General features: G+C 64.4%; 3 protein-coding genes (1 of these 3 running past the window's edge). All 3 read right to left on the bottom strand.

Annotated features, from left to right (window positions below; genetic code table 11):
- Tightly spaced (each overlapping or abutting the next), the 3 genes in view from CD58_RS19855 to CD58_RS31955 form a layout consistent with a single transcriptional unit that may run on beyond the window.
- Nucleotides 1–815: the start of a non-ribosomal peptide synthase/polyketide synthase gene (locus CD58_RS19855; protein ID WP_025214734.1), read on the bottom strand. The gene continues 12,733 nt to the left of window position 1, outside the view; only the first 815 of its 13,548 coding nucleotides appear in the window; it begins with the start codon at nt 813–815; the stop codon falls past the left edge of the window.
- Nucleotides 815–11,848 carry an amino acid adenylation domain-containing protein gene (locus CD58_RS19860; RefSeq protein ID WP_419178809.1) on the bottom strand — a complete coding sequence of 3,678 codons (11,034 nt, stop codon included), beginning with the start codon at nt 11,846–11,848 and terminating at the stop codon, nt 815–817. Before CD58_RS19860 ends, CD58_RS19855 begins: the two co-directional genes overlap by 1 nt.
- Entirely contained in the window at nt 11,794–13,383 is a 1,590-nt protein-coding gene (locus CD58_RS31955; RefSeq protein WP_419178810.1) for a condensation domain-containing protein, read from the bottom strand. Before CD58_RS31955 ends, CD58_RS19860 begins: the two co-directional genes overlap by 55 nt.
- Between the last annotated feature and the right edge of the window lie 25 nt (nt 13,384–13,408).

Consider the following 13,408-nt stretch of genomic DNA (forward strand, 5'->3'; position numbering starts at 1 on the left):
AAACTCTGCACGGGTGGGCGTGGGTGATCGAGGGGCAGCTCTAAAACCGGTTGTTCGCCCCCCAGGGTCTGGATCCAATAGGCCAGTTGCCGCTCGCGCTCACCGGCCTCCAGCCAGTGGCGCTGCCAGATGGCGTAGTCGGCGTACTGCACGCTCAATTCCGGCAATACCAGCGGCTGGCCAGCGGTGTCGGCGGCGGTGTTGAAGGCATAGTGGCGCACCAGCTCATCCACCAGCACCTGCATCGACCAGCCATCGGAGATGATGTGGTGCTGGATCAGCGCCAGCACATGGTCATCTTCGGCTATTTGCAACAGCGAAACCCGCAGCAGCGGTCCTTGGCGCAGATCGAATGGGCGCGCGCTTTGCGCCTCGACGAAGGCTTTGATGCTGTCGTCCTGGCTGGCCGGCGAACCGGCGGGTAATGCCTGGACCGCAATACGCAGCGGCATGTGCGGGTGGATGACCTGCACGGCCTGCTCGCCATGCTCGATGAAGGTGGTGCGCAGGCTCTCGTGGCGCTCGACCAGGGCGTTGAAGCTGCGCTCCAGGGCGACCACGTCCAACGGCCCCTTGAGGCGCAGGGCACTGGGGATATGATAGGCCGAGCTGTGCGGGTCCATCTGCCACAGGAACCATTGGCGTTCCTGGGCGTAGGACAGCGCGATGTGTTCGAACCCGGAGCGCACCTCGGGGATCGGCAGGTTGGCCGGCGAGACGCCCTCTTCGAGCATCTTTTCCAGGTACAGCCGGCGTTTGTCCAGCGGCAGAGTGATAAAGCGCTTGGCAATCCTCAAAGCAACACTCTTATCCATCAGACTTCCTCCATTTCATCAAGCAGGGCTTCCAGCTTGTTCAGTTTCTGTTCGTTGATTGGCCCGTCCCCGGTGTCGAGTTGCGCGACAAAATCCCCCAGGACGGGGTGCTGGAAAATCAGTTGTGGGGTCAGCGTCAGCCCCAGTTCGAGGGCCAGGCGCGAGACGGCATTGACCGCCAGCAGCGAATGGCCGCCCAGCTCGAAGAAGTGATCGTTCAGGCCCACGCGTTCCACCGTGAGCACCTGGGCCCAGATCGCCGCGACCTGCTGCTCGAGTTCACTGGCCGGCGCGACATAACCGGCTTGCAGCAAGCTGGTCTCCGGGGCCGGCAAGGCCTTGCGGTCGAGCTTGCCGTTCGGGGTCAGCGGCAGTTGATCGAGGAACAGCAGATGGACCGGAATCATGTAGTCGGGCAAGTGTTCCCTGAGACCGGCCTTGAGTTGATCGCGCAGGGCGCGCTGCTCTTCGCTGGCGTTCAAATTCAACGACGGGGCAACCACATAGGCCACCAGTTGCTGGCCTCCCGCCGCGTCCTGGGCCAGGACAGCCACCTCACGCACCTCGGGTTGTTGCAGCAGCCGCGCTTCGATTTCCCCCAGCTCGATACGGAAGCCGCGGACCTTCACTTGATGGTCGATCCGGCCCTGATATTCGAGCACGCCATCGACGCGATAACGGCTCAGGTCGCCAGTGCGATACAAGCGCTCGCCGTTGCTGGAAAACGGGTTGGGCACGTACTTCTCGGCGGTCAGCGCGGCACGGCCGAGGTAGCCACGGGTGATGCCCGCGCCGCTCAGGTACAGCTCGGCCGAGACGCCTTGGGGCACCGCTTGCAAGTCACTGTCCAGCAGGTAACTGGCGGTGTGCTTGAGGGGCCGGCCGATGTTCGCGGTGCCGCCGACGGTGCGGCGGGTCCAGGTGGAATAGGTGGTGTCTTCCGAAGGGCCGTAGAGGTCGTAGACATGCTCGATGCCCCCTTTCAAAGGCGACTCGGTCAACTGTGGGAGCGAGCCTGCTCGCGATGGCGATCCATCTGCTGGCTTATGTGTAATTGATCCACCGCTATCGCGAGCAAGCTCGCTCCCACCTTGGTACACACATTGGTACAACGCTTCCACCAGGCTCTGCTTCAACGGCTCGCCGGCCAGGTTGATGATGCGCACGCTGGCCGGGATTTCGCCGCTGCGCTGCAACGCGGCAATCGCCGACGGCACGGTGTTGATCAGGCGCACCTGATCCCGGGCCGGCAGGTGCGGCAGTTCCAGGGCGTTACGCGCAATGATCAGCGAACCGCCATTGGCCAGGGTCACGAACAGCTCCCACACCGACAAGTCGAAACACACTGAAGTGGAGGCGAGCACGCCTTGGATGTCGTCGCGGCTGTAGACCGATTTCGACCAATCGATCAGCGCCAGCACGTTGCGATGGGCGATCGCCACGCCCTTGGGCTGGCCGGTGGAACCGGAGGTGTAGATCACGTAGGCGAGGTTGTCTGGCGTGACCTGGGTGTGGGGTACGCTCGATGGATATTGCGTCAAGTCGAGCTGATCCAGCCGCAACACAGCGGTCTCGGCCGCAACGGTCAGCGTCGCCGCCACCGCGTGCTCGGTCAGCAGTACCCGCGCACGGCTGTCGTCGAGCATGTAGGCCACGCGTTCGGCCGGATAGTCCGGGTCCAGCGGAACGTAGGCGCCACCGGCCTTGAGCACCGCCAGCAAGGCGATCAGCAACTGCTCGGAGCGCGGCATTGCCACGCCTACTCGCACTTCCGGGCCCACCCCCAGCTCAATGAGTTTATGGGCCAGGCGATTGGCCTGACCGTCCAGTTCGCCGTAGCTCAGGCGGGTGTTGGCGAAGGTCACCGCCAGGGCATCTGGCGTGACTTCGACCTGACGAGCAATCAGCTGGTGAATGCACAGCGTTTGCTCGAACGGAGCGTCCACCGGGTTCCAGTCATGGGTCAGGCGCTGATGCTCATCAGACTCAAGCATCGACAGTTCACCCAGGCAGCGCTCGCCATGGGCGCTCATCTGCCCCAACAGTTGCGCCAGGTGCGCCGCCAGTCGCGCCACGGTGGCGGGCGCAAAACTGGCCCGCTGGTAGCTCATGTGCACTGACAGCTGCCGATCAAGGCCCACCAACAGCGTCAACGGGTAGTTGGTCTGCTCCTGGGTGGCCACCGGGCCGAAGCGCAGGCCGTCTGGCGCGCCTTGCTCCAAGGCTTGGGCAATCGGGTAGTTCTCGAACACCAGCAGGCTGTCGAACAGGGTTTCACCGCCCTGCCCGGCCCAGCGCTGGATGTCCAGCAATGCGGTGTGCTCGAACTCCCGCAGCGCCAGGTTCTGCCCTTGCACCGCTTGCAACCAACTGTCCAGGGACTGCTCGGCCCGCGGGCTGGCGATCACCGGCAAGGTGTTGATGAACAGGCCGATCTGCTGCTCGATGCCGGGCAGATCCGCCGGGCGACCGGCGACCGTCGCACCGAAGGCCACCGTGTCTCTACCGGTGTAACGCTGCAACAGCAGTAGCCATGCCGCCTGCACCAAGGTGTTGACGGTGACTTTCGAGGCACGGGCGAAGGCTTCCAGGCGTCGGGTCAGCGCTTCGTCCAGCACCTGGACATGATCGCCATAACCGGCATCGGCCCGTGCTGGCTTCGGCATGACGTCGGCCAGGCGGGTCGGGGTCTCCAGGCGTTGCAGCGCAGGCGTCCAGAACGCTTCGCTGATGGCCTCGTCCTGGCGTTGCAGCCAGGCAATGTAGTCGCGATAACGCCCGGACGGACGGGCCACGCTGGCACCCCGGTAATGCTGCAAGACTTCACCGAGCAACTGCGCGCTGCTCCAGCCGTCCATCAGGATGTGATGGTTGGTGTAGATCAGGTGATGACGGTCGGTGGCGGTGCGTACCAGCACCAGGCGCATCAGCGGCGCCCGGGTCAGGTCCACGCCTTGGGCACGTTCTGCATCGGCCAGGGTTTGCAGGGCGCTATCAATATCAGTGCGCCCGTTCCAGTCGAGCACACGGAACGGCACCTCGACCTGTCGCTGCACGATCTGCACCGGCTGCGCCAGGTCGCCCTGCCAGAAGAAGCCGCTGCGCAGGATGTCATGGGCATCGACCGCCGCTTGCCAGGCGGCGCGGAAACGCTGCGAATCGATGCCCTCGACGTCGAGGCGCATCTGGTTGATGTAGTCGCCACTGCCCTGGCCGAGCAAGGAATGAAACAGCATGCCCTGCTGCATGGGTGACAACGGGTAGATGTCGTCGATGGCCTGGGGGTGTTGCACCAGGGTGTCCAGCTGCGCCTGGGTCAGCCGCGCCAGGGGGAAATCCGACGGCGTCACGCCGCGGCTGTTGTCGTCGCAGCAATGGGCGATGAGCGCAGTGAGCTCCTGCACATAGTCGTCGGCCAGGCGCTGAATGGTCGCGACGTTGAACAGGTCGCCGCTGAAGGTCCAGCTCAAGTCCAGCTCGCCGCCAAACACTTGGCCATCGAGGGCCAGCGGACTGCCCAGCGGGCCTTGCAGGTTCACTTCTTCGCCACCGCGCTCGGTGGTCGGCACGAACAAGGCGTCGTCAGTCCCATCGAAACTGCCGTCGAACTGGCCGAGGTAGTTGAAGGTCAGTTGCGGTTTCGGCAAGGCTTGCAGGGTCTGGCGCGCAGAGTCATCGCCCAGGTGTGCCAAGGCGCCGAAGCCAATGCCTTTGTTGGGAATGGCGCGCAGTTGTTCCTTGATCTGCTTCAGCGAGGCGCCGAGATCGGCAGCCGGGGTCAGCTTCGCGGGGAACAGGCTGGTGAACCAGCCGACGGTACGGCTCAGGTCGACGTGGTCGAACAGATCTTCGCGGCCGTGGCCTTCGAGTTGTACCCACACGCTGTCGTCGCCGGTCCAGCGCACCATCACCCGCGCCAGCGCGGTCAGCAGCAGGTCGTTGATCTGGGTGCGATACGCCGCCGGGGCTTGCTGCAACAGTTGCCGGGTGAGGGTTTTATCCAGTGCCGTGCGGATCGTCACGGCTTGGCCGTGTTGCTGCCCGCCCTGAGGATTGTCCCACGGCAACCCCGCCGAAGCGCCTTGCAACTGTTGCTGCCAAAAGCCCAGCTCAGCCTGCAAGGGTGCGCTGGCAGCGTAGTCCTGCAACGCGGCGGTCCAGGCTTTGACCGCGCTGGTCTTGGCCGGCAGTTGCAGCGCTGCGCCTGCGAGCATCTGCCGATAAGCGCTTTGCAGGTCTTCGAACAGAATCCGCCAGGACACCCCGTCTACCACCAGGTGGTGCACGATCAGCAACAGCCGCTGCGTGCCGTCGGCGAGGTTCGCCAGCAGCCCGCGAAGCAGCGGCCCGCCATCCAGTTGCAGGCTGCGCTGGGCCTGATTGCCCAGCACTTCCAGCTCAGCGAGATCGGCGACGTCGGCATGCCACAGCAGTGTGCCCGCCGCCTGCGCCTCGACGTCACGATAACGCGCGGTCCAGCCTTCGCCCTGCTCGATAAAGTCCAGGCGCAAGCTGTCGTGGTGCGCGATCAGCGCGCCCAAGGCCCGCTCCAACGCCTGCGCATCCAGTGCCTGCGCCGGCTTGAGCATCACCGATTGGTTCCAGTGATGGCGGTCGGGAATCGGCTGGGCGAAGAACCATTGATGGATCGGCAGCAGTGCGGTTTCGCCGGTCACGGGTTGCTGGTCGATCGATTGCAGTGGCCCGCCAGTCTGGACCACGGCGGCCAGGGCCTCGATGGTCTGGTGCTGGAACAGATCCTTCGGCGTGAAATGAATGCCGGCCAGCCGGGCGCGACTGACCACCTGGATCGAGACGATAGAATCGCCCCCCAGTTCGAAGAAGTTGTCCTGCAGGCCGACTTGCCCAAGCTTGAGCACGTCCTGCCAGATGGCCGCCAGTTGCTGCTCCAGCGGGCTGCGCGGCGCCACGTAGGTTTGCTGCAATTGGCTGACGTCGGGCTTGGGCAGGTTCTTGCGGTCGAGCTTGCCGTTGGGGGTCAGCGGCAAGCGTTCAAGCAGCAGCAGATAGGCCGGGACCATGTGCGCCGGCAGGGTCGCCTTGAGCTGTTCGCGCAGGTGCTCGGCGAACGCCTCACGTTGGGCTGCGGGCTCATCAGCCACGACATAGGCCACCAGGCGCTTGCCGCTGCCGGCAGTGCCTTCCTGGGCCACCACGACCGCTTCGCGCACGCCATCCAGGGCTTGCAGGCTGGCTTCGACTTCACCCAGCTCGATGCGGAAACCGCGGATCTTCACTTGGTTGTCGATACGATCCAGGTAATCGAACGTACCGTCGGCGCGTTGGCGCACCAGGTCGCCGGTGCGGTACAGCAAGCCGCCTTCAGCGCTGAACGGATCCGCCACAAAGCGCTCGGCCGTCAGGCCCGGACGGTTCAGGTAACCCCGGGCCAATCCGCTGCCGCCCAGGTACAGTTCACCGGCCATGCCTTGGGGCAGCAGGCTCAGGTCAGCGTCCAACACGTAGGCACTGCGGTCGCCGATGCGGCTGCCGATGGGCGCATACGCGGCGCCGCACGCCACGTCACGACCGGCCTTCCAGATCAGCGGCGTGACCACGGTTTCGGTCGGGCCGTAGCCGTTGATGATGAAGTCCGGATCGAGGGCGCGCTTGACCCGTTCGAAACTGGCGTTGGCCACCGCATCGCCGCCGAAGCAATAGATGCGCACCTTGGGTGGGTTGCCTTCGCGCTCGGCGTGTTCGGCCAGTTGTTGCAGGTACACCGGCGGGAACGCCACCACGGTCACGCCGTGCTCGCGCATCGCGTTGTAGGTTTGCTCCGGGGTCCACAGGCTGTCGTCGCGAATCAGCAGCGACGCGCCGTGGGTCAGGCTGGTGAGCCAGCGCTCATGGGCGCCGTCGAAGGCGAAGGACATGAAATGGAATTCGCAATCGCTGCCCTGCATTTCATAGCGCTCGCCGATGGCCTGGCAGTGCATCGCCAGCGGTCCATGGGCCACGCTCACGCCTTTGGGGTTGCCGGTGGAACCGGAGGTGTAGATCACGTACGCCAGGTTCTGGGGATCGACCTCGATCGCAGGTGCATGGATGGGTTGCAGGCTCAGGTCCAGGCGATCGAGTTCCAGCACCTGTGCAGCACTTTCCAGGGGCAGCTGCGCCGACACCCGGGAATCGGTGAGCAACAGCGCCAACCCAGAATCCTCGATCAGGTACGCCAGGCGTTCACGAGGGTAGCTGGTGTCCAGCGGCACGTAGGCAGCGCCGGCCTTGAGCACCGCCAGCAGCGCGACGATCACCCCTTCGCTGCGCGGCAGGGCCACGCCGACGCGGGTTTCCGGGCCCACGCCACGAGCGACCAGCGCATGGGCCAATTGGTTGGCCCGGCGGTCGATCTCGCCATAGCTGAAGCGTTGTCCATCGAAAATCACCGCCGTGCCGTGCGGTTTCAGCGCCGCCAGATGGGCGATGCGTTGATGCACGGCAATGTCGGTCGGGTACGGTTGCGGGTAGTTGGCAGCCTGTTGCGCTGTATGTTCCTCATCGTTGGCCAGGGCGATCTCGCCGAGGCGACGCTCGGCGGATTCGGCAAACCGCTCCAACAGGTGCAGCAATTGCGCACTCAAGCGCTCGATGGTCGCGACGCTGAAATGCGCCCGGTCAAAACTCATGTGCAGCGCCAGCGTCTCGCCCAAGGTCACGCCCAGGGTCAGCGGATAGTGCGTCTGATCCTGGTTGGCGACTTCGCCGAACACCACGCCTTGGGCGGTGCCGCGTTGCAACGCCGCAGAAATCGGGAAGTTCTCGAACACCAGCAAGCTGTCGAACAGCGCTCCACCGCCCTGCCCGGCCCAGCGCTGGATGCTCGCCAGCGGCGTGTGCTCGAATTCGCGCAGGCTCAGGTTCTGAGCCTGCACAGCGGCCAGCCAGGCTGCGACCGTCTGGTCCGGACGAGAGCCTGCGATCACCGGCAAGGTGTTGATGAACAGGCCGACCTGTTGTTCGATGCCAACCAGCTCTGCCGGCCGCCCCGCCACGGTGGTGCCGAACGCCACGCAATCACTGCCGGTGTAACGCTGCAACAGCAGCAACCACGCCGCTTGCACCAGGGTGTTGACGGTGACTTTCTGCTGGCGGGCGAATGCATTGAGACGGCCCGTGCGCGACGCATCCAGCGTGTAATGCCTGAGCGCGTGAGCGCTTTCGCTGCGCACTTCAGCACTCGCCGCGGCGGCGTTTGCGAGCAGCGTCGGCTCCTGGAGATCGGCCAGTTGCCCCAGCCAGAACGTTTCGCTGAGGGCCGTGTCCTGGCGCTGCAACCATTGGATGTAATCGGCATAGCGGCTGACCGGACGCGGCGGCTGTTGACCGGCGTAACGTTGCAGCACTTCGCCAAGCATCTGCGCGCTGCTCCAGCCGTCCATCAGGATGTGATGGTTGGTGAAAATCAGGTGATGACGCTCATCGCTCAACTGAATCAGCGTGACCCGCAGCAGTCCGGCCTGAGTCAGGTCGAACCCCTTGGCCAGGTCGGCGGCGGTGAAATCCTTGAGGGCCTGGGCGACATCATTGCGCCCGCGCCAATCGAGCAGGGTGTAAGGCAGCGCCAGGCGGCGATGGATGATCTGCAACTGCTCCTGCAACTCACCCTGCCAGATGAAGCCGCTGCGCAAGATCTCGTGGGCGTCCAGGGTCGCCTGCCACGCGGCGCGGAAACCCTCGGGGTCGAGGCCATCGACATCCACGCACAGTTGGTTGATGTAGGTGCCGTTGCCCTGCTCGTACAGGGTGTGAAACAGCATGCCTTGCTGCATCGGCGACAGCGGGTAGATGTCCTCGATAGCGGCAGCCGGCACTGGGATCGCGTCCAACTGCGCCTGGGTGATGCGCGCCAGCGGGAAGTCCGACGGTGTGGTGCCCATGGATTGGGCCTGGCAACAATGACCGATCAGCGCTTCCAGTTCGCGGGCATAGTCATCGGCCAGACGGGCGATGGTCGCCTCGTTGAATTGCTCACTGCTGAACGTCCAACGCAAATCAAGCTCGCCGTCGTACACCTGACCCTCGACGCCCAGCCCGTTGTCCAGCGGCGCATCAAGGCTCTGCTCGAGCCCGGCGCTTTCGTCCGCCGGGCTGAACAGCGCGCCCTCGCTGGCATCGAAACTGCCGTCGAACTGACCGAGGTAATTGAAGGTGATGCACGGCAATGGCAAGGCCTTGAGACAGGCTTGTGCCGCGTCGTCGCCCAGGTAGCGCAGCACACCAAAACCTATGCCCTTGTTCGGGATCGCCCGCAGCTGCTCCTTGATCTGCTTGATCGCGGCAGCCACGCTGTCGGCCGGAGTCAGGCGCACCGGGAACAGGCTGGTGAACCAGCCGACCGTGCGGGTCAGATCGACGTCGCTGAACAGCTCTTCGCGGCCATGGCCTTCCAGTTGAATCAGTGTGTCGGCACGCCCGGTCCAGCGGCAGATCACTCGCGCCAGGGCGGTCAGCAACAGGTCGTTGACCTGGGTGCGATACGCCGCAGGCGCCTGTTGCAGCAGTTGCTGTGTGAGGGTTTTGTCGAGTCGGCTGTGCAGCACTTTTGCGTATCGGCTTTGCCGGCTGCCTTGGGGGTTATCCCAGGGCAGATCCACCACGGCGCCTTGCAGTTGTTGCTGCCAGAAGGTCAACTCGGCCTGCAGGTTTTCAGTGCTGGCGTAGGCCTGCAAATGTTCGCCCCAGGCCTTGTAGGCGCTGGTCTTGGCCGGCAACTGGAGGGTGCTGCCAGCACTGGCCTGTTGATAAGCCCGTTGCAGATCTTCCAGCAGGATGCGCCACGACACGCCGTCCACGGCCAGGTGGTGCACGGCCAGTAACAGACGCTGGCTGCCATCGGCCATGTTCGCCAGTACTGCACGCAGCAGCGGGCCATTTTGCAGATCCAGGCTGCGCTGGGCCTTGGCACAGAGGTCTTGCAGCTCAGCGGCGCTCAGGTTGTCCGCAGTCCACAGCAGCTCGGGGTCGATCGCGATCGGCGCCACGTCGGCACGCCAGCCCGTCGGGGTTTCGGTGAAGCGCGAACGCAAGGCATCGTGATGCGCCAGCAGTGCGTTGAGCGCCTGGAGCAGCGCTGGCGCCTGTAATGGCAGGTGGCTGCGCAACAGGACAGCCTGGTTCCAGTGGTGGCGCTGGGCGATGGTGTCCTCGAAAAACACCTGCTGGATAGGCAGCAACGGCAGCTCGCCGCTGACCGGTTCTTGATCGATCTGCAAGCCACTGCCGCCTTGCTGCGCGACGCTCGCCAGACCTTGCACGGTTTGATGCTGGAACAGGTCACGGGGGGTGAAATGGATCCCGGCCTGCCGCGAACGGCTGACCACCTGGATCGAGATGATCGAGTCGCCGCCCAACTCGAAAAAGTTGTCGGTCAGGCCGACCTGCTCAAGCTTGAGTACGTCTTGCCAGATGGCCGCGATGCCTCGTTCCAGCTCACTGCGGGGCGCGATGAAGGCTTGCTGCAGTTGGCTGGCATCGGCTGAAGGCAATGCCTTGCGGTCGAGCTTGCCGTTGGGGCTCAGCGGCAATTGCGCGAGGAACAGCAGCTGCGTCGGCACCATGTAATCCGGCAGGTGTTCCTTGAGTTGCGCCTTCAGGGTTTCCCGCGCCGCGCCTTGTTCCTCGGCCGAGGCCGACACCAGCGATGGGTCCTTGGGCACTACATAGCCCACCAGTTGCAGGCTGCTGCCGCCCTGCACCGCCAGCACGACCGCCTCATTTACCGCGTCCAGTTCCAGCAGGCGCGCTTCGACTTCGCCCAGCTCGATGCGCAAGCCGCGGATCTTCACTTGATGATCAACGCGACCGACGTATTCGATCTGGCCCAAGGTGTTGAAGCGTGTCAGGTCGCCGGTGCGATACAGGCGCGCGCCAGTGGTGGAAAACGGATCAGGGATGAACCGTTCGGCGGTCAAGCCCGGACGCTGGAAGTAACCGCGCGCCAGCAGCTCGCCGCCAATCAGCAACTCGCCGACCACGCCCACCGGCGTGGGTTCGAGGTGCGCATCGAGCAGATAGGTGTGCCGACCTGGAAGCGGTTGGCCAATGGGCAAGGTCAGCGGCAGCGGCCGGCGATTGAAGACGTAGTCACTGCAATCCAGCGTGGTGGCGGTGACCGTGGCTTCAGTCGGGCCGTAGGTGTTGAGCAGCTTGACCTGCTCGAGCCCGGCCCGGCGCCAGGCCTGCACGCCTTCGGGCGGCATCGCTTCACCACCGCTGTGCACCTGGCGCAACGCCGCGTAGTCACGCGGACCGACAGCGGCGAACTCCTTGGCGATCATGTTCCAGTAGGCAGTGGTCAGGTCCATGACCGTGATGCCCTGCTCGACGATGTGGCGGTACAGGGTTTCGCTGTCCCACACCTCGTTGCCACGCAGCAGCACCGAGGCGCCGCAGGTCAGCGGCCCGAACAGTTGCTCGCCAAAGGCATCGAAGTTGAACGTGGCGAATTGCAGCACGCAGTCGGCACTGCTCAAACCGTAATAGTGCTGCGAGGCGAACGCATGCTTGCTCAGCGCGCCGTGGCTGATGCCGACGCCCTTCGGGCGCCCGGTCGAGCCGGAGGTGAACATGACGTAGGCCAGGCTGTCGGCCCACACCTGGCGCTGCAGATTGCCGGGCTCGGCGTCTTCCCAAGACTGGCTCTGATCCAGACACAAGCAACGCACGCCATCGGGTACAGGCAGGCGTTCAAGCCAATGGCTTTGGGTCAGGAGCAGGCGACTGGCGCTGTCTTGAATCATGAACCGCAGGCGGTCAACCGGGTACTGAGGGTCCAGCGGCACATACGCACCGCCGGCCTTGAGCACGGCAAGAATGGCGACCACCAGTTCCTGGCTCCGGTCGACAGCAATGCCCACCAGCACGTCAGGACCGACACCCGCCGCCACCAATGTGCGCGCCAGGCGATTGGACCGGGCGTTGAGCTGGCCATAGGTCAATCGTTGTCCATCGCAGATCAAGGCGATGGCGTCCGGGCTGCGTTCAGCTTGCGCCTCGAACAGTTCGTGCACCGGGCGCTCGCTCGGCCAGGTCGTGTCGTGACGCCCCACTCTGTCACCAACTGCCGATATTCAGCCGGCGCCAGCAACGCGAGTTCGCCGACGCGCTGCTGTGGATCGCTGACGATATTGCGCAATAGCAGCGTCCAGTGCCGCGCCATGCGCTCGATGGTTTCGGGGTTGAACAAGTCGCTGGCGTAGGTGAACGCGGCATGCAATTGGCCGCCCTTTTCGTAGGTGTCCAGGCTCAAGTCGAACTGGGTGCTGCGCGACTCCCATTCGATGACGCCCAGCTCCAGACCGCTGCCGACTTTCAGCGTGGTGACATCGGCCACTTCCGGCTGGTGGTTGTACATCACTTGGAACAACGGGTTGTAGCTCAGGCTGCGCTCAAGCTTCAGCGCCTCGACCAGCCGTTCGAAGGGCAGGTCCTGGTGGGCCTGGGCGCCGAGGGCGGTTTCCTTGATGTCACGCAACAGGTCGCCAAGGCGGGCCTGGCCATCCACTTGCACCCGCAACACCTGGGTGTTGACGAAGAAACCGATCAGCCCTTCGATTTCCTGGCGGTTGCGGTTGGCGACCGGGACGCCGACCCGCAGGTCGGCTTGTCCGGTGTAACGGTGCAGCAGGATATTGAAGGTGCCCAGCAACAGCATGAACAAGGTCACCCCCTGCTGCCGGGCAACGCCGCGCAGTTGCTCGACCAGCGCGGCCTCCACCACATGCTCCAGGCGGCAACCGCGATAGCTCGGCAGCACCGGGCGTGGATAGTCGAGAGGCAGTTCCAACACCGGATGCTCGTCGCCCAGTTGCGCTTGCCAGTAATCGAGTTGCCGCTGCAGCTCGCCGGCCTCCAGCCAACGGCGTTGCCACAGGGCGTAGTCGCTGTACTGGATCGGCAAATCAGCCAACTGCGGGGCAACGCCCGCCTCATGGGCGTCGTAGAAACGGATGAACTCATCGATCAACACGTTCATGGACCAGCCATCGGAGACGATGTGGTGCAGGGTCAGCAGCAGCACGTGCTCCTGCTCATCGAGCTTGAGCAATTCGACCCGCAGCAACGGGCCGCAGGCCAGGTCGAAGGGCCGCATCGACTGGGCCTCGGCGGCCAGGCGAACCGCCTGCTCGCGCTCGGCGGCCGGCATGGCACTGAAGTCTGCGTGGTCGATCACCAGCGGCGCGCTGGCCGGCACCTGCAGGAGACGGTCGTCGGCCTGGCGCTGGAACACCGTGCGCAGGGTTTCATGTCGTGCCACCAGGCTGGCGAAAGCCTGCTCCAGGGCCGACAGGCTCAACGTGCCTTTGAGACGCACCGCCCCGGGCAGGTTGTAGGCGCCGCTGTCCGGCTCCAGTTGCCAAAGAAACCACATGCGCTGCTGGGCATAGGACAAGGCCTGGCGATCCTCGGCCTCAACGCCCTGGGGGATGGGAAAACCGCTGAACTCCACGCCCTCCTTGGCCAACGCCGCGAGGAACATCCGGCGCTTGTCCAGGGGCAACCCGATAAACCGGCGAGCAAGTTTCAAGGCGTCTTCAGCATTCATTTCTGGGGTATCCGGAATCAGTGGG

This window comes from Pseudomonas brassicacearum (assembly GCF_000585995.1).
GTDB classification, from domain to species: domain Bacteria; phylum Pseudomonadota; class Gammaproteobacteria; order Pseudomonadales; family Pseudomonadaceae; genus Aquipseudomonas; species Aquipseudomonas brassicacearum_A.